Genomic DNA, 16,765 nt, shown 5'->3' with positions numbered 1-16,765 from the left:
AGGGAAGCATGGTCAGGGATCTTGAACAGTACAGTGCGTGGCGCCATGGCGTGGTGGTGGCGCTGCAGCAGTACCAGGCTTGGCTGCACGGCGCCGAACTGGCCGACGCCGCCACCGAGCAGCGGCTGGCGCGCACCCTGGCGCGGCTGGCCGACGACAAGCTGTCGGTGGCCTTCGTGGCCGAGTTCTCGCGCGGCAAATCCGAACTGATCAACTCCATCTTCTTCGCCGACTACGGCCAGCGCATCCTGCCGTCGGCCGCCGGGCGCACCACCATGTGCCCCACCGAGCTGATGTACGACCCGGCCTGGCCGGCCTGCATCCGCCTGCTGCCGATCGAAACGCGGGCCGAGAACCTGTCCACCAGCGACTACCGCGACCACGCCTCGGCCTGGACCATGCTGCCGCTGGACCTGGACTCGCCGGCCGCCATGCACGAGGTGTTCCGGCAGGTGAGCCTGACGCGCCACGTGAGCGTGGAGGAAGCCAAGCGCTACGGCCTGTACGACGAGGACGACCCGGACATGCCGGTCACCCTGGACGACGACGGCATGGTGGAGATTTCGCTGTGGCGCCACGCCATCATCAACTTCCCGCACCCGCTGCTCAAGCAGGGCCTGGTGATCCTGGACACGCCGGGCCTGAACGCCATCGGCACCGAGCCCGAGCTGACCTTGAACCTGATCCCGCACGCGCACGCGGTGCTGTTCATCCTGGCGGCCGACACCGGCGTGACCAAGAGCGACATCGAAGTGTGGCGCAAGCATATCGGCAACGGCGCGGGGCGGCTGGTGGTGCTGAACAAGATCGACAGCATGTGGGACGAGCTGCGCAGCGATGCCGAGGTCGACGCCGAGATCGCGCGCCAGCAGGAGCACGCGGCGCACATGCTGGCCCTGGAGCCGCGCCAGGTGTTTCCGGTGTCGGCGCAGAAGGCGCTGGTGGGCAAGATCAACCACGACGCGGCGCTGCTGCACAAGAGCCGCCTGGGCTTGCTGGAGAAGGCGCTGTTCGACGAGCTGATCCCGGCCAAGAAGGACATCATCCGCAAGCAGCTGGCGCGCGAACTGGGCACGCTGAGCGGCGCGCAGCAGGCGCTGGTGGCGGCGCGCCTGCGCGGCATCATGGAGCAGCTGCACGAGCTGAAGAGCCTGCGCGGCAAGAACCAGAGCGTGGTGGCGCACATGATGCGCCGCATCGACGTGGAGAAGAAGGAATTCGACAGCAGCCTGTTCAAGCTGCAGGCCACGCGCGCGGTGTTCACGCGCCTGTCCACCGAGCTGTACACCAGCCTGGGCATGGACATCCTGCGCGACCACGTGCTGGGCGTGCGCGCAGCCATGGACCGCAGCCGCTTCTCGACCGGCATGCGCGAGGCGGTGAAGATCTTCTTCGAGGACATCAAGCGCGACTTGCAGGCCTCCGAGCAGAAGACCGCCGAAATCCGCGACATGATGGAAGTGATGTACCGCAAATTCTCCAGCGAGCACGGGCTGACCCTGGCGCCGCCGATGCCGTTTTCGCTGGAGCGCTACCGCGACGAGATCGCCGACATCGAAGACATTTACGACGCCCAGTTCGGCACCGTGACCTTGCTGATGACCAGCCGCGTGGTGCTGATGGAGCGCTTCTTCGACTCCATCGCCTCGGCCGTGAAGCGCTGCCTGAAGGCCGCCAATGCGGACGTGGAAGCGTGGCTGAAGGTGATCATGGCGCCGCTGGAGGCGCAGATCCGGCAGCACAAGGACCAGCTCAAGCACCGCCTGGCGTCGATCCAGCGCATCCACGACGCGACCGACAGCCTGGAGCAGAAGATCGAAGCGTTCGAGCGCGGCCAGGCCGAGCTGGAACAGCTCAAGGCGCGGCTCACCGAGCTGTCGGGCAATATCAGCATCGCCATCAATGCGGAGTTCGTGGCGCTGGACGCCGCCGCATAATCCAAGGAAATCAATGAAACGTTTGACCCATCCGCTGGCGCCCGAAGGCGCGGCGGACTATGCCGACCCCACTTTCTCGGCCGACCTGATCGCCTGGCAGCAGCAGCACGGCCGCCACACGCTGCCGTGGCAGAACACGCGCGACGCCTACCTGGTGTGGCTGTCCGAAATCATGCTGCAGCAGACCCAGGTGTCCGCCGTGCTGGGCTATTACGCGCGCTTCCTCGAGCGTTTCCCCACCCTGCGTTCGCTGGCCGAAGCGCCGGTGGAGGACGTGATGGCGCAGTGGAGCGGCCTGGGCTACTACACCCGCGCGCGCAACCTGCACAAGTGCGCCCAGCGCGTGGTGGCAGAGTACGACGGCGTGTTCCCGTCCGACCCGGCGCTGCTGGCCGGGCTGCCCGGCATCGGCCGCTCGACGGCGGCCGCCATCGCCGCGTTCTCCAGCGGCGCGCGCGCGGCCATCATGGACGGCAACGTCAAGCGCGTGTTCGCGCGCGTGTTCGGCATCGACGCTTTCCCGGGCGAGAAGAAGGTGGAGCAGGCCATGTGGCTGCGCGCCGAGGCGCTGCTGCCGGAACAGGGCATCGAGGCGTACACGCAGGGGCTGATGGACATGGGCGCCACCTTGTGCACGCGCAGCAGCCCGGACTGCGGCCGCTGCCCGATGCAGCCGCGCTGCGTGGCGTTTGCCACCAACCGCACCAAGGAGCTGCCGGTGCGCAAGCCGAAGAAGGCCTCGCCGGAGAAGCACGCCACCATGCTGGTGCTGATCGACCGGGGCCAGGTGCTGCTGGAGCAGCGGCCCGCGAGCGGCATCTGGGGCGGCCTGCTGTCCTTGCCGGAGCTGGACGGCCACACGCTGGCCGAGGACGACGACATTCCGCCGGCGGACCAGGCGGCGCTGCTGGCTGCGGTGGATATGTTCGGGGAGATGGAGTCGCACGAGCGGCTGATGACGGTAACGCATGTGTTCACGCACTACAAGCTGCATATCGCGCCGCTGCTGGTGACCCTGGCGAAGCGCGCGCCCTTCGCCGCCGATGGCCGCCACGTCTGGCTGGACGCCGCGCGCGTGGCCGACGCCGCCCTGCCCGCGCCCATCAAGAAGCTGCTGCTCGAACTGCTGGGCGACAGCGCCGCCGCGCAGGCGCGGATGTTCTGAGCGGCGCGGCTATCCCGCCATGCGCAGCACCGCCAGCGTGGTGCTGGCGGTCGCCAACACGACGGACAAGGTGGTGGCCATGAACCATTTCAGCATGCTGGCCTCCAGCTTGGCGATATTGGTTTCCACCTTGGCGATATTGGTCTCCACCTTGGCGATGTCACCGCGCAGCCTGCCGACCTCTTCCGCCAGATCGGCTTTCGTGACGTAGTTGGAGCGAATGACGGCAAGGTCGGCTTCCACCGCGCCGAACCGCTGGTCGATCTGCATAAAACGCTTGCTGGTCTCGTCGTCCATGTCGCACCTCCATGCATTCATGATGCGCCGCGCAAGGGCGGCGATCAAGCGTAGCGCACACGGAGCTTGATGCGGATCAGATAACGCTACAGTTCGTCGAGCGAGAACAGGCGGCGGTGTTCGCGGATGGCGTAGCGGTCGGTCATGCCGGCGATGTAGTCGGCGATCTTGCGCGCCTGCGCGGTGGCCTCGCCGGAGGCGTCCACGTAGTCGGGCGGCAGCAGCACCGGGTCGGCCATGAAGGCCTGGAACAGCTCGCGCAGGATGCGGCTGGCTTTCACCCGCATGCGGTTGACCTTGTAATGCCGGTACAGATTGGCGCGCAGGAAGCGCTTCAGCTCGGTGGCGTCCTTGCGCATCTGGTCCGAGAAGCGTATCAGCGGCGGCGCCCGGCGCACCTCGTCCAGGCTTTTCGGCGCGGCCTCCAGCAGCAGCTGGCCGGAGGTGGCCAGCAGGTCGTCGGCCAGCGCGGTGATCAGGCGGCGCAGGGTTTCGTAGATGGCGCGCCGGCCGCTCAGGCCGGGATGCGCGCGCTGCACGTCGCGCCACAGCCGGGCGAAGAAGTCCACCTGCTCCAGCTGCTCTATCGTGATCAGCCCGGAACGCAGGCCGTCGTCGATGTCGTGGCTGTTGTAGGCGATCTCGTCGGCCAGGTTGGTCAGCTGCGCTTCCAGCGACGGCTGGGTGCGGTCGATGAAGCGCTGCGCGACGGGCCCCAGCAATTTGGCGTTGGCCAGCGAACAGTGCTTGAGGATGCCTTCGCGGGTTTCGAACATCAGGTTCAGGCCGTCGAAGGCGCCGTACTGTTCCTCCAGCGTGTCCACCACGCGCAGGCTTTGCAGGTTGTGCTCGAAGCCGCCGTGCTCCTGCATGCATTCGTTCAGCACGTCCTGGCCCACGTGGCCGAAGGGCGTGTGGCCCAGGTCGTGCGCCAGCGCCACCGCTTCCACCAGGTCCTCGTTCAGGCGCAGGTTGCGCGCCAGCGAGCGGCCCACTTGCGCCACCTCCAGGCTGTGCGTGAGGCGGGTGCGGAACAGGTCGCCCTCGTGGTTGAGGAAGACCTGGGTTTTGTACTCCAAGCGCCGGAAGGCGGTTGAATGGATGATGCGGTCGCGGTCGCGCTGGTACTGGCTGCGCGAGGCGTGCGGGGTTTCCGGGTAGCGGCGTCCCACGCCCTGGTCCGAATGCACGGCGTACGGGGCGAGGTGGGCTTCGCTGCTCATCATTATTGCGCGGCCGGCTGGACGCAGGCGGCCAGGGTTTCCAGCAGCAGTTCCTGCGGCGCGTTGGTGATGCTGGGGCTGCCCAGCGGTTTCAAGAGGATGAACTTGATGGCGCCGCCTTCGTTCTTCTTGTCCACTTCCATCAGCTCCAGCCAGCGCGCCGCGCCCAGGTCCGGCGCCACGGTCGGCAGGCCGGCGGCGGCCACCAGCGCGCGCACGCGCGCCACGGTGTCCTCGTCGACCAGGCCCATGCGGCGCGACAGGTCGGCCGCCATCACCATGCCGCAGCCGACGGCCTCGCCGTGCAGCCAGTTGCCGTAGCCCAGGCCGTTTTCGATGGCGTGGCCGAAGGTGTGGCCGAAATTGAGGATGGCGCGCAGGCCGCCCTCGCGCTCGTCCTGGCGCACCACGTCGGCCTTGATTTCGCAGGAGCGGGCGATGGCGTAGGCCAGCGCGCCCTTGTCGCGCGCCACCAGCAGGCCGATGTTGGCTTCGATCCAGTCGAAGAACCCGGCGTCGATGATGGCGCCGTGCTTGATCACCTCGGCCAAGCCGGCCGACAGTTCGCGGTCCGGCAGGGTTTCCAGGGTGGAGGTGTCGGCGATCACCACGCGCGGCTGGTAGAAGGCGCCGATCATGTTCTTGCCCAGCGGATGGTTGATGCCGGTCTTGCCGCCCACCGAGGAATCGACCTGGCTCAGCAGCGTGGTCGGCACCTGGATGAAGTCCACGCCGCGCATATAGCTGGCGGCCGCGTAGCCGGTCAGGTCGCCGATCACGCCGCCGCCCAGCGCCAGCAGCGTGGTCTTGCGGTCGGCCTTGGCGGCCAGCAAGGTGTCGAACACCGTCATCAGGCTGTCCCAGGTCTTGTACTCTTCGCCGTCCGGCAGGATGATCTCGATGATGTCCTTGCCGTGCGCCTGCAGCGCGCTGCGCACCGTGTCCAGGTAGAGCGGCGCGACGGTGGTGTTGGTGACGATGGCGACCTTGCTGCCGGCCACGTGGCGCGCCAGCAGCGCGCCGTCGGCCAGCAGCGACGGTCCGATGGAAATGGGGTAGCTGCGCTCGCCCAGCTCGACGTTCAGGAGGATGGTGGTTTGTTCGTTCATCGATGGTTGTGCCGTGGTGACACAGTTGGGCGCTGCTTGGCAAGCCAGCGCGTCCAGCTGGTTCAGAATTGAGTGAACCATCGATTGTACGTTAGGTCGGCCGGTATCGACGACGATGTGGGCCATTTCCTCGTAGAGCGGCTCGCGCTGGGCCATCAGCTCTTCCAGCTTCTTGCGCGGGTCGGCCGTCTGCAGCAGGGGGCGGTTCTTGTCGTGCGCGGTGCGCGCCAGGATGGAATTGATGCTGGCGCGCAGGTAGATCACGGTGCCGCGCTCGCGCAGCAGGGCCCGGCTGTCGGGATTGAGGATGGCGCCGCCGCCGGTGGCCAGCACCACGCCGCGCTGGGCGGTCAGCTCGCGGATCACGTCGGCTTCACGGCGGCGGAAGCTCTGCTCGCCCTCGATCTCGAAGATCCACGGGATCGAGGCGCCGGTGCGGGCCTCGATCTCGTGGTCCGAATCGATGAAGGTCAAGCCCAGTTTGCGGGCCAGGATGCGGCCTATGGTGGTCTTTCCCGCCCCCATCAGTCCGACCAGATAAATGTTACTGCCGTAAGTATCAGCCACTATGATCCAATTTTCAGTTAAGCGGGCACCGGCCGGGGCCGGTGCCGCAGCCGCCTCCTTACGGGCAGCTGAACCGCAGTTTAAACGGATAACTGGTTACATTGTTGCGCGGCGTGGTGATAGTCACGTTGAAAGTTGCATTTAGTGCAGTCAGGCAAGGTTTCGGTTGCACGCTGCCCACCGTCACCACGTGCGAGGAACCCACGCGGGTGGTATTGCTCTCGATGCCGGTGCCGGGGAACACGCCCTGCACCGTGGCCGGCGACACGCCGGTGGCCGCCGCGTTGACCGGGTTGGAAATGTCCACGCGGGTGCCGGCCGGCAGCGGGTTGTTGTTGATGTCGTTCAGCTGCAGGGTGAAGACGCGCGAATCGTTGGCCTCCACGGTGCCCAGGTCGAACTCGGCGCCGGTCAGGCGCACCGGGGTCGGGCTGGCCGTGTCGTTGAACCACACGTTGTCGGCGAAGCTGCCGCTCAGGAAAATGCCGGTCTTGGCGAACAGGGTGTTGGCGCCGTCGGTGGTGCTGGCGCAGATGGTGGCCAGGCCGGTGCGCACGCTGTCGTTGCTGACGCCGGCGCCGCTGCCGGTGTTGCAAGGCGTGACGGGCAGGTTGGGCAGCGCGGTGCGCGGGTTCTGGGTGCGGAAGTCCACCGAGCAGCCGCCGTTGACGGTGTTGCAGGCGCCCTTGCTGGACGAGCCGATCGACGCCAGGTTGGTCTGGAACACCACCGGCAGGCCGTCCGGCACCGGATTGCCGGCCTGGTCCGCCACCAGGATGCTGACGGTGGTGGCCGGGGTGGCCGGGCCGCTGTCAAAGGTCCAACCCTCCACGTTCGGGCTGCCCACGCTGAGCGAGAAGGCTTGCTGCACCGGCTTGCCGGTGGTGACCACGATCGAGTCCGAGATGGTCGACACGGCGGTGTTGGCCGCCAGCGTGGCGGTGATGCGGAAGGACGTCGGCGTGCTGCCCGAGTTGACCGTGGTGATCACTTCGCCGTTGGCGTCGGTGCTGTCGCTGGCCTTGTTGATGGTCACGTCGACGCCGGCCGCCTTGCTGAAGTTGACTTGCTGGGCCGCCAGCGGCTTGCCGAAGATGTCCACCACCTTGAAGGTCAGGGTGGCCGTCTCGGTACGGCCGAAACCGCCCTCGCCCTTGATGACGATGGACTGGCTGACCGGCGCGGCGCCGACGAATTGCACCGACGCTGCCGACGGGCTGGCCACGGTCAGCGTGGCGCTGGCGGTGGCGGGGGTGGCCGCGCCGCTGTTCAGGGTGGCGGTGACGACGTCGTTATTGCCGCAGCCCTGGTCGCGGAACACCACTTGCGCGGTGCCGTTGCTGGTGGGCGCGGTGCTGGCCAGCGTGGCCTTGCCGGCGGTGACGCAGGCCGAGGTGAAGTTGACCGTCATCTGCTGCTCGGTGTACTTGGTGGTGCCGCTCAGCACGTCGACCGCGATCACCGACGAGCCGTAGGCGCCGATCGAGGCCGGCGACAGGCGCAGGCTGCTCAGCGTGATGGAGGTGGCGCCGACGCTGTAGTTGGCGTCCGCCGACACGTTGTCGCCGCCCACCGTGGTGGAGGCGGTGACGGTGCCGGCGCCGCTGACGACCAGGCTGGCCGGGCGCATGGTGACGGTGGCCACGCCGCTGGCGTCGGTCAGCGTGGTGCCGGCCGATGGCGAAAACACCACCAGCGGGGAGCCGCCGGGCGCGTTATTGGAGGCGAAGGTGACCAGCGCGTTCGGCACTACTTTGCCGTCCTTGTCCTTGACGGTGGCGCGCGCGGTCAGGGGCGCCACGCTGGTGAGCGAGTTGCTGGCCGTGCCGCTGGCGTTGACCAGGGCTATCGTGATGGTCGGGGTCTGCGCCACCGGCGGGGTAGTGCCGGTGCCGCCGCCGCCCGGATTGACGGCGCCGGGATTGCCGCCGCCGCCGCCGCAAGCGGCCAGCAAGCCTGCGCACAGTGTCAGTGCCAGCCATTCCTTGAATTTTTTCATCATGCTGTTTTCCATTGTATTCATAATAATTCCCGCTGCATTATCGGGCCGAGAGGCGCTCGGCGACAATCTTCGGCGTAATAAAGACCAGCAATTCCGTCTTGTCGTTGGTGCGCGAGTTGGTGCGGAACAGATAGCCCAGCACCGGCACGTCGCCCAGCAGCGGCACCTTGCTCACGCTGTTGCGCTCGGTCTGCTGGTAGATGCCGCCCAGCACCACGGTGCCGCCGTTGTCGACCATCACCTGGGTCTTCACGTGCTTGGTGTCGATGGCGAAGCCGGCCCGGGTTTCCTGGCCCACGCTGTCCTTGTTCACGTCCACGTCGATCACCACGTTGCCGTCCGGCGTGATCTGCGGCGTCACCTCCAGCCGCAGGTTGGCCTTGCGGAACACGATCGAGGTGGCGCCGCTGCTGGTGGCCACCTGGTAAGGCAGCTCCAGGCCCTGCTCGATGATGGCCACGGTCTTGTCGGCCGTCACCACGCGCGGGCTGGAAACGATCTTGCCGGTGCCGTCCGCCTCCAGCGCCGACAGCTCCAGGTTCAGGAAGCGGTTGGCGGCCGACGAGAACAGGCTGATGGCCAGGCTGCCGGTGGCCACGCCGTTGATGGGCGCGGCCGGCAGGTTGACGAACTGGGTGTTGTTGAAGCTGTCGTTGGCGTTGGCGATGCTGACCTGGCCGGTGGTCTGGCCGACGCCGGTCAGGTTGCCGCCGATGCCGAGGCGGGTGTTGCCGCCGCCCAGCTGGTAGCCCGCGTCGCCGCCGCGGATGGTGCGCATGTCGGCAAAGCCCAGCTTGGCGCCCAGGTTGCGGGTGAAGGAATCGCTGGCCTCGACGATGCGGGCCTCGATCAGCACCTGCTTGGAGGCGATGTCGGTCTTGGCGATCAGCTTGCGGATGTCCTCCAGCTTGGAGGCGATGTCGGTGACGAACAGCTGGTTGGTGCGCGGCTCGATGATGGCGCTGCCCCGGCGCGACAGCACGCGGTTCTTGGCGTCGGCGCCGCCGTCCAGGCCGAACACGGTCTTGAACGATTCCGCCTTCTGGTAGTTGAGCTGGAAGATTTCCGACTTCAGCGGCTCCAGGTCGGCAATCTGGGCGCGCTGCTCGAGCTCCAGCTTTTCCTTGGTCAGCAGTTCTTCCTTGGGCGCGATCCACAGCACCGAGCCGTTCTTGCGCATGTCCAGGCCCTTGGCCTGCAGCACCACGTCCAGCGCCTGGTCCCACGGCACTTCCTTCAGGCGCAGGGTCAGGTTGCCGGCCACGCTGTCGCTGGTGATGATGTTCAGGCCGGAGATGTCGGCGATGGCTTGCAGCGCGGCGCGCACCTCGACGTTCTGGAAGTTGAACGACAGCTTCTCGCCGCGGTAGCCCTGGGTGCCCTGGGTCAGCTTGTTGGGGTCTTCCTTGATCGGCTTGACGTCCACCACCAGCTGGGTGTCGCTCTGGTACACGCTCTGTTCCCACAGGCCCTTGGCCTCGATGGTCATGCGCACGTTGTCGCCCTGCGGCACGGTGGTGATCTGCGACACCGGCGTGCCGAAGTCGGTCACGTCCAGGCGGCGGCGCAGCGTTTCAGGCAGGCCGGTCTTGAGGAAGTCGATCACCAGGCCGGCGGCGGTGGGCCGCACGTCGACCGCCACCTGGCTGTTCGGCAGGTCCACCACCACGCGGCCTTCGCCGTTGGCGCCGCGCCGGAAGTCCAGGTCGCGCAACTGCTGCTTGCCCACGACCGCCGGGGCCGGCGGCTGCTTGACCGGCAGGCCGGTGGCATCGACCGCCGTGGCCAGGCCGCCGGAGCCGTCGATGGTCAGGATGACGGCGTTGCCGTCGATGGCGGTGGCGTAGTTCAGGCTGCGCTTCAGGTTGAACACCAGGCGCGAGCGTTCGCCGGCCTGCACCACGTTCACGCTGCGCAGCTCGCCCTGGTTGATTTCCTGGGTGGTCTTGCCGGTGGCGTTGACGGTGGCGCCGAAGTCGAGCGCGATGCGCGGCGGGTTGGTGATGGCAAAGCCGATCGGCAATTTTTCCGGCGCGTTCTTCAGCGCGATCTTGACGATCACGTTGGCGCCCTGCTGGTTGGTGCTGATCGACTCGATGGCGTTGGCCTGCTGGGCCTGGGCTTGGGCCTGGAGCGGTATCCAGGCCAGCATGGCGCAGCACAGCGCCGCCAGCATGGCGGCGCCCGGCAGCCTCTGTCGGAACGCGGAAGTGTAAAGGCGGTTCATTTTTGGTTCTCCTTGCTTTCCTGCAGCTCCAGCTTCGACATGCGTTCGACCCAGTCGCCGGTGGCGTCCTGGACAATTTCCTTGACGTTCACGGCGTCCTCGCTGATGGAGGTGATCAGACCGTAGTTCTGGCCCACGTGCTGGCCGGCGCGCACCTGGTACACCGATTTATCCACTTGCAGCAGGGCGTACATCACCCTGGCCTTTTCCAGCGTACCCACCATCTTGACGGTGTCGAGCGGGAAGGTTTCCAGGAATTCCTTGCGGCGCTCCATGTCCGGCTTGAGGCCGCCGCCCGGCTTGCGGTCCAGCCGCGCCAGCTCGGCCAGCAGCTTGTTGGGGCTGAACGGATCGATTTCCTCCTGCACCGCGTAGGCGAAGGGCACGAAGGTCTTCGGCTCGCTGATGGGCTTGACGGCCACCACGGCCTGGCTGTCGACCTGCTTCATCCAGTCGCGCACCTCCTGCACGTCGCTGTCGCCGCAGCCGGCCAGCACCAGCAGTCCGGCCAGCGCGAGGTAGGGCCGCTTATAACTCAGCTTGTCAAGGCGCTTGCTCATTTTTTGGCCGCCTTTTTCTTGTCGGCGGCCGCCTTGCGCTGCGCCGCCACTTCGTCCGGGTCCAGGTAGCGGAAGGTCTTGGCCACCGCGTCCAGGGTCAGGTTGCCGTCCTTGCCGGCCGCCAGCGCCATGTTGTTGAGCGTGACGATGCGCGGCAGGTTGGCCATGTCGCTGGCGAAGGCGCCAATGTCGTGGTAGTTGCCGGACACCTTGATGTCGATCGGCAGCTCGGCGTAATAATCGCGCACCACCACCTGGCCCGGCTTGAACAGCTCGAACTGCAGGCCGCGCCCGAGGCCGGCCTGGTTGATGTCCGACAGCAGCGCGGCCATCTCGGCCTTGCTCGGCAGCTGCTTCTGCAGGCGCTCCACGTACTGGTCCACCTGCGCCTTCTGGGCCCGCAGCGCATCCAGGTTGACCGCCTGCTGGGTCTTGGCCGAGTATTCGCCGCGCAGCCGCTGCTCTTCCGCCGCCAGCGCCTCCTGGGTTTCGAACTGGCCGCTCCAGTAGGCGAAGTAGCCCAGCGCCGACACGCCCGCCACCATGGCCACCGCGCACAGCAGGCGCGGCGCCAGCGGCCACTGGCCGGGATGGCGTCCGTTCAGCCCGCGGAACTGGTCCGCCAGGGCGGCGCCTGCTTCTTTCAGATCTATCGCCATGGTCCGCCCTCAGTTCTTGGCCGCAGCCATTGCGTTGGCGCCGGCGCCCGCGCCCGGTTTGGCGCCCGGCTTGGCGCCGGGTTTGCCGTCCGCCGGCTGGTCCTTGTCGCGCGGCCGCTTGATGCTGACGATCATGTTGAACTCCACCACCTTCTTAGCCGTCTTGCCCTGGCCCAGGCCGGTGGATTTGACTTCGATCAGGTCCGGCTTCTCCAGCCACGGCGAAACCCCGGCCACGTTGCGCAGCAATTCGGAAACCCGCTCCTGCGACTGCGCGTAGCCCAGCAGCGTGACCTTCTGGCCCTCCTGCTTGAACGCCTTGAGGTAGACCCCGGGCGGCGTGTTCTTGACCAGCTCGTCGAGCAGGTAGACCGGCTGGTTGCGGTCGCCCTGCAAGTCCTCGACGGCCTGCTGGCGCGCCTTCAGCGCTTCGATTTCCTGCTTCAGCGTTGCGATCTCGACGATCTTCTTGTCCAGCACCACGATGGCGTCCTTGATCACCTTGTTGCGCTGTTCCTGGATCGAGATGGCGCGCGCGTTGTAGCCGCCCACCGCCAGCACGACGGCCGCGCCGATCAGCGCCCCCAGCACCAGCAGGGCGTAGAACGCCGCCTTGCGTTGCTTGCGCTTGGCCTCGCGGTGCGGCAGCAGATTAATATGGATCATCAGCCGAACCTCCGCATGGCCAGGCCGCAGGCCACCAGGTAGGCCGGCGCCTCGGCGCGCAAGGCTTGCTCGCGCACACCCGGCCCCAGCTGCATGCCCTTGAACGGCGAAATGACGGCGCTGGAAATCTTGCTGCGGCTGGCCACGATGTCGAGCAGGCCGGGGATCAGCGCGCAGCCGCCGGCCAGGAACAGCTGGTCGACCCGGGTGTAGGGGGTGGAGGTGTAGAAGAACTGGATCGCGCGCGTCACTTCCAGCGCGGCGCTTTCCAGGAAGGGCGTGAGGATGTCGGCCGTGTAGTTGTCCGGCAGCTCGCCCGACTTCTTGCGCGACTCCGCTTCGTCGAAGGACATGCCGTAGCTGCGCACGATCTCCTGGGTCAGCGCGTTGCCGCCGAACGGCGCTTCGCGCTCGTAGATGGTGGCGCCGTCCAGCAGCACCGAGATGTGGGTGACCTGGGCGCCGATCTGGAACAGCGCCACGATCTGGCCGGCGCCGCCTTCGGGCAGCTGCACCAGCACCCGGTCCAGCGCGGCGCGCGCGGCGTACGATTCGACGTCCATCACGGTGGCCTTCAGGCCGGACGCCTCGGCGATGGCCACGCGGTCCTCCACCTTCTCGCGGCGCGAGGCGGCCAGCATCACTTCAATATCGTCGGGGGAATTCGGGGCCGGGCCGATCACGTCGAAATCGAGGCTGACCTCGTCCAGCGCGAAAGGAATGTACTGGCTGGCTTCGGATTCCACCTGCACTTCCAGCTGGTCTTCGGCCATGCCGGCCGGCAGCACGATCTTCTTGGTGATGACGGACGCGGGCGGCATGCCCAGCGCGGCCAGCTTGGCGCGCGTGCCGCTCTTTTTCCACACCCGGCGCAGCGCGTCGACCACCTGCTCCATGTTTTCTATATTGCCGTCCACCACGGCGCCGCGCGGCAGCGGCTCGGCGGCGTAGCGCTCCAGCCGCCAGCCTTCCTTGCCCGCCTGCGACAGTTCCACCACGCGCACGCTGGAGGTGCTGATGTCCACGCCGATCAGAGGCGGGTTGCCGCCGCCGAACAGGGTGCCGAGATCCAGGTTCATATTGCAACACCTGTGGTTGAATGCATAAGGGAACTCGTTTGAAAACCAGCGTTTAGGAGATAGAACTGAGACGGTACATTAAATCCTAGCAATAAGATGAATCCAGTGTAAAGGTATTTCTACTGCGCACAAATAGCCGTTTGTGCGCGTTTCACCACACTTTTGCCGGGCCCGTTTTCCCTCTGCGTGAGCGCAAAAACAACTAAGTTGTTTTGTTGCTCATAGTAAATATTTCCTGATTTCCGGTAGGGTGCGGAAGCTGCCGCAGCTATCTGGGCTCGCTTATAATGGGCCGGATAACGATAGCGAAACCATAGCGAAACCACAGCGAAAGACCCACGCGCATGAGCACTGCCCAATCCGGTAAAGCCTCCCCTTCCCGTTCCAAGAAAATCCTGCTGACCGCAATGGCCTCCCTGCTGGGCCTGGCAATGGTGGCGGTGCTGCTGGTCGTGTTCGGCCTGGCGATGGCCTATCCCAACCTGCCCGAACTCGATTCCCTGACCGACTACCGGCCCAAGATGCCGCTGCGCATATTCTCGGCCGACAATGTGCTGATCGGCGAGTTCGGCGAAGAGCGCCGCAACCTGGTGCGCATCCAGGACATCCCGGACGTGATGAAAAAAGCCGTGCTGGCCATCGAGGACGACCGCTTCTACGACCACGGCGGCATCGACTACGCCGGCATCCTGCGCGCGGCGGTGCACAACGCCACCGGTGGCGCGCGCCAGGGCGCCTCCACCATCACGCAGCAGGTGGCGCGCAACTTCTTCCTGTCCAGCGAACAAACCTTCAAGCGCAAGATCTACGAGATCCTGCTGGCGTGGAAAATCGAGAAAAACCTCAGCAAGGACCAGATCCTCGAGGTGTACATGAACCAGATCTACCTGGGCCAGCGCGCCTACGGCTTCTCGTCGGCCGCACAGATCTATTTCGGCAAGAATCTGAAAGACATTAGCGTGGCCGAGGCGGCCATGCTGGCCGGCCTGCCGAAAGCGCCGTCGGCCTACAACCCGGTGGTCAACCCCAAGCGCGCGCGCACCCGCCAGCAATACATCCTGGTGCGCATGGCGCAGCTGGGCTACATCAGCGACGCGCAGTTCCAGGCCGCCAAGGCCGAGCCGCTGAAAGTGAAGACCGACAGCAGCGAATTCGGCGTGCACGCCGAGTACGTGGCCGAGATGGCGCGCCAGCTGGTGTACGAGCAGTTCAAGGAAGACACCTACACGCGCGGCCTGAACGTGTTTACCACCATCACCAAGGCCGACCAGGACGCGGCCTACCTGGCGCTGCGCCGGGGCGTGATGGAATACGAGAAGCGCCACGCCTACCGCGGCCCGGAAGCCTACATCGCCATCCCGGCCAACAAGGAGGAAGCGGACGACGCCATCGAATCCGAACTGGCCGGCCACCCGGACAGCGACGACATCGTGGCCGCCATGGTGCTGCAGGCCACGCCGCAGAAAGTGACGGCGGTCACCGCCACCGGCGAGGAAATCGCCATCACCGGGGCCGGGCTGGACATGGGCAAGGCCTGGCTGTCGGACAAGGCCGCGCCGAACAAGCGCATCCGCCGCGGCGCCGTGATCCGCGTCATGCGCCAGGAAAAGGACTGGGAAATCACCCAGATGCCGGAAATCGAATCGGCCTTCGTGGCCGCCTCCACCGAGGACGGCGCCATCAAGGCCATGGTGGGCGGCTTCGACTACAACCGCAACAAGTTCAACCACGTGACGCAGGCCTGGCGCCAGCCCGGCTCGTCCTTCAAGCCCTTCATCTACTCGGCTTCGCTGGAGCGCGGCCTGTCGCCGGCCACCGTCATCAACGACGCGCCGATCTCCTTCGACGCCGGCCAGACCGGCGGCCAGGCCTGGGAACCGAAGAACTACGACGGCAAGTACGAAGGCCCGATGACCATGCGGCGCGGCCTGACCAAGTCCAAGAACATGGTCTCGATCCGCATCCTGCACCGCATCGGCGCCAAGTACGGCCAGGAATACACCACCCGCTTCGGCTTCGAGGCGGAAAAGAACCCGCCCTACCTGACCCTGGCGCTGGGCGCCGGCGCGGTGACGCCGCTGCAGATGGCCGGCGCCTACGCGGTGTTCGCCAACGGCGGCTACAAAGTGTCGCCCTATTTGATCTCGAAGGTGACCGACGCCGACGGCAAGGTGCTGTCGCAAGCCAATCCGGACCGCGCCGGGGTGGACGCCAACCGCGTCATCGACGAGCGCAACGCCTTCCTGATGGACAGCATGATGAAGGACGTGGTGCGCTTCGGCACGGCCACCAAGGCGCTGTCGCTGAAACGCACCGACATCGCCGGCAAGACCGGCACCACCAACGATTCGATCGACGCCTGGTTCGCCGGCTACCAGTCCAAGCTGGTGGGCGTGGCCTGGATCGGCTACGACCAGCCGAAGAACCTCGGCAACCGCGAAACCGGCGGCGGCCTGGCGCTGCCGATCTGGATCGGCTACATGGCCAAGGCGCTGAAGAATATCCCGATCGAAGAGCGGGCCGTGCCGGAAGGCATGATGGTGGTGGACGGCGAGTACTACTACGCCGAGAACCCGCCCGGCACCGGCGTCACCAGCCTGGAGGGCGCCACGCGCGCCACGCCGGCCGAGGAAAAAGCCAAGGACGCCGTCAAGAACGAGCTGTTCTAAGCCAACAAAAAGGGGCCGCCGGTCCCTTTTTTACGTTTCGCTGATGACCACCGGGGCGCCGCCCTGGGCGGTGGTGATGTCGGACAGCGCCGCGAACAGCTCGGAGCCGTCGCGGGTGTTGATCCACTTGCCGTCGATGCGCTTGTAGTGGAAGCCGCCGGAACGGGCCGCCACCCACAGTTCCTGCATCGGCGCCTGGCTGTTGACGATGACCTTGGAGCCGTTGTCGATGAACTCGATTTCCAGCACGTTGCCGCTGCGCTTGCATTCGACGTCCACCATGTCCTGCTCATTGAGGCGGTCCAGCGCGGCCTCGATGGCGTTCAGCGTGGCGTCGGCCAGGGTCAAAAATTCTGTTTCGGTCATGCTACACTCCAAGCTCTTTAGTCAAACTGTGATTTTAATCGTGAAGTCCACATTAGCGCTGCAATTCACTGCGCTGGCCTGCACCGCCGCCCTGCTGGGCGGCTGCGGCCAGCAAGGCCCGCTGTATCTACCCAAACAGCCTGCCAAACCCGCCTCTGCCAATACCCAAGGCAAACCCGGCGTGGCGCCGCCGTCCGCCCCCGTGCCTTCGACTCCTCCCGCATCCCAACAATAGCCAG

At 66.3% G+C, this 16,765-nt stretch carries 14 protein-coding genes; 4 read left to right on the top strand and 10 right to left on the bottom strand.

Features of this window, described 5'->3' with window-relative positions:
* Positions 1-8 precede the first annotated feature (8 nt).
* Positions 9-1,937: a dynamin family protein gene (locus tag AC56DV_RS16815; RefSeq protein WP_496315385.1), complete on the top strand. Its 1,929-nt coding sequence runs from the start codon at positions 9-11 to the stop codon at positions 1,935-1,937.
* A 13-nt stretch (positions 1,938-1,950) separates the two neighbouring features.
* On the top strand, positions 1,951-3,102 hold the full coding sequence (gene mutY, locus AC56DV_RS16810; RefSeq protein WP_496315384.1) for an A/G-specific adenine glycosylase: 1,152 nt from the start codon (positions 1,951-1,953) through the stop codon (positions 3,100-3,102).
* A 9-nt stretch (positions 3,103-3,111) separates the two neighbouring features.
* On the opposite strand, the gene AC56DV_RS16805 is transcribed toward mutY, so the two are convergent.
* From AC56DV_RS16805 to AC56DV_RS16765, 9 genes are all read right to left on the bottom strand, one after another.
* On the bottom strand, positions 3,112-3,399 hold the full coding sequence (locus AC56DV_RS16805; RefSeq protein ID WP_496315383.1) for a hypothetical protein: 288 nt from the start codon (positions 3,397-3,399) through the stop codon (positions 3,112-3,114).
* Positions 3,400-3,485: 86 nt separating this feature from the next.
* Positions 3,486-4,622, bottom strand: a complete 1,137-nt coding sequence (locus tag AC56DV_RS16800; protein WP_496315639.1) for a deoxyguanosinetriphosphate triphosphohydrolase — start codon at positions 4,620-4,622, stop codon at positions 3,486-3,488.
* A 2-nt stretch (positions 4,623-4,624) separates the two neighbouring features.
* Entirely contained in the window at positions 4,625-6,256 is a 1,632-nt protein-coding gene (aroKB, locus tag AC56DV_RS16795; protein WP_496315382.1) for a bifunctional shikimate kinase/3-dehydroquinate synthase AroKB, read from the bottom strand.
* A gap of 100 nt (positions 6,257-6,356) precedes the next feature.
* The gene (locus AC56DV_RS16790) at positions 6,357-8,300 is read right to left on the bottom strand and encodes an Ig-like domain-containing protein (RefSeq protein WP_496315381.1); all 1,944 of its coding nucleotides are present in this window, start codon (positions 8,298-8,300) and stop codon (positions 6,357-6,359) included.
* A gap of 37 nt (positions 8,301-8,337) precedes the next feature.
* On the bottom strand, positions 8,338-10,452 hold the full coding sequence (locus AC56DV_RS16785; protein ID WP_496315638.1) for a type IV pilus secretin PilQ: 2,115 nt from the start codon (positions 10,450-10,452) through the stop codon (positions 8,338-8,340).
* Positions 10,453-10,523: 71 nt separating this feature from the next.
* Positions 10,524-11,087 carry a pilus assembly protein PilP gene (locus AC56DV_RS16780; protein WP_496315380.1) on the bottom strand — a complete coding sequence of 188 codons (564 nt, stop codon included), beginning with the start codon at positions 11,085-11,087 and terminating at the stop codon, positions 10,524-10,526.
* A complete protein-coding gene (locus tag AC56DV_RS16775; protein WP_496315379.1) occupies positions 11,084-11,746 on the bottom strand; it encodes a type IV pilus inner membrane component PilO in 663 nt (220 codons plus the stop codon). Before AC56DV_RS16775 ends, AC56DV_RS16780 begins: the two co-directional genes overlap by 4 nt.
* Positions 11,747-11,755: 9 nt before the next feature.
* Positions 11,756-12,412, bottom strand: coding sequence for a PilN domain-containing protein (locus AC56DV_RS16770; RefSeq protein WP_496315378.1), 657 nt, complete (start codon positions 12,410-12,412; stop codon positions 11,756-11,758).
* The gene (locus AC56DV_RS16765) at positions 12,412-13,491 is read right to left on the bottom strand and encodes a pilus assembly protein PilM (RefSeq protein ID WP_496315377.1); all 1,080 of its coding nucleotides are present in this window, start codon (positions 13,489-13,491) and stop codon (positions 12,412-12,414) included. The genes AC56DV_RS16770 and AC56DV_RS16765 overlap by 1 nt, the downstream gene beginning before the upstream one ends.
* A gap of 407 nt (positions 13,492-13,898) precedes the next feature.
* On the opposite strand from AC56DV_RS16765, the gene AC56DV_RS16760 reads away from it, so the two are divergent.
* A complete protein-coding gene (locus tag AC56DV_RS16760; protein WP_496315637.1) occupies positions 13,899-16,160 on the top strand; it encodes a penicillin-binding protein 1A in 2,262 nt (753 codons plus the stop codon).
* A gap of 30 nt (positions 16,161-16,190) precedes the next feature.
* Here the strand turns inward: AC56DV_RS16760 and cyaY are convergent, their stop codons facing one another.
* Positions 16,191-16,526: an iron donor protein CyaY gene (gene cyaY / locus AC56DV_RS16755; protein WP_496315376.1), complete on the bottom strand. Its 336-nt coding sequence runs from the start codon at positions 16,524-16,526 to the stop codon at positions 16,191-16,193.
* Here cyaY and lptM point away from each other — a divergent pair.
* On the top strand, positions 16,441-16,761 hold the full coding sequence (gene lptM, locus AC56DV_RS16750) for an LPS translocon maturation chaperone LptM (RefSeq protein WP_496315375.1): 321 nt from the start codon (positions 16,441-16,443) through the stop codon (positions 16,759-16,761). The two genes, cyaY and lptM, sit on opposite strands and share 86 nt — an antisense overlap.
* Positions 16,762-16,765 lie beyond the last annotated feature (4 nt).

This window comes from Massilia sp. BGA-UO-ETr-WB1, from assembly GCF_059567845.1.
The sequence above is the reverse complement of the archived record's forward strand: the minus strand, read 5'-3'. Positions and strand labels throughout refer to the sequence as shown.

What these genes read in the sequence shown, in the direction of transcription:
- lptM (WP_496315375.1), top strand. Translation starts at nt 16,441, where the DNA reads ATGTCCTGCTCATTGAGGCGGTCCAGCGCGGCCTCGATGGCGTTCAGC.
- AC56DV_RS16785 (WP_496315638.1), bottom strand. Translation starts at nt 10,452, where the DNA reads ATGCTGGCCTGGATACCGCTCCAGGCCCAAGCCCAGGCCCAGCAGGCC.
- aroKB (WP_496315382.1), bottom strand. Translation starts at nt 6,256, where the DNA reads ATGGGGGCGGGAAAGACCACCATAGGCCGCATCCTGGCCCGCAAACTG.
- AC56DV_RS16770 (WP_496315378.1), bottom strand. Translation starts at nt 12,412, where the DNA reads ATGATCCATATTAATCTGCTGCCGCACCGCGAGGCCAAGCGCAAGCAA.
- AC56DV_RS16805 (WP_496315383.1), bottom strand. Translation starts at nt 3,399, where the DNA reads ATGGACGACGAGACCAGCAAGCGTTTTATGCAGATCGACCAGCGGTTC.
- mutY (WP_496315384.1), top strand. Translation starts at nt 1,951, where the DNA reads ATGAAACGTTTGACCCATCCGCTGGCGCCCGAAGGCGCGGCGGACTAT.
- cyaY (WP_496315376.1), bottom strand. Translation starts at nt 16,526, where the DNA reads ATGACCGAAACAGAATTTTTGACCCTGGCCGACGCCACGCTGAACGCC.
- AC56DV_RS16800 (WP_496315639.1), bottom strand. Translation starts at nt 4,622, where the DNA reads ATGAGCAGCGAAGCCCACCTCGCCCCGTACGCCGTGCATTCGGACCAG.
- AC56DV_RS16790 (WP_496315381.1), bottom strand. Translation starts at nt 8,300, where the DNA reads ATGATGAAAAAATTCAAGGAATGGCTGGCACTGACACTGTGCGCAGGC.
- AC56DV_RS16765 (WP_496315377.1), bottom strand. Translation starts at nt 13,491, where the DNA reads ATGAACCTGGATCTCGGCACCCTGTTCGGCGGCGGCAACCCGCCTCTG.
- AC56DV_RS16775 (WP_496315379.1), bottom strand. Translation starts at nt 11,746, where the DNA reads ATGGCGATAGATCTGAAAGAAGCAGGCGCCGCCCTGGCGGACCAGTTC.
- AC56DV_RS16815 (WP_496315385.1), top strand. Translation starts at nt 9, where the DNA reads ATGGTCAGGGATCTTGAACAGTACAGTGCGTGGCGCCATGGCGTGGTG.
- AC56DV_RS16760 (WP_496315637.1), top strand. Translation starts at nt 13,899, where the DNA reads ATGGCCTCCCTGCTGGGCCTGGCAATGGTGGCGGTGCTGCTGGTCGTG.
- AC56DV_RS16780 (WP_496315380.1), bottom strand. Translation starts at nt 11,087, where the DNA reads ATGAGCAAGCGCCTTGACAAGCTGAGTTATAAGCGGCCCTACCTCGCG.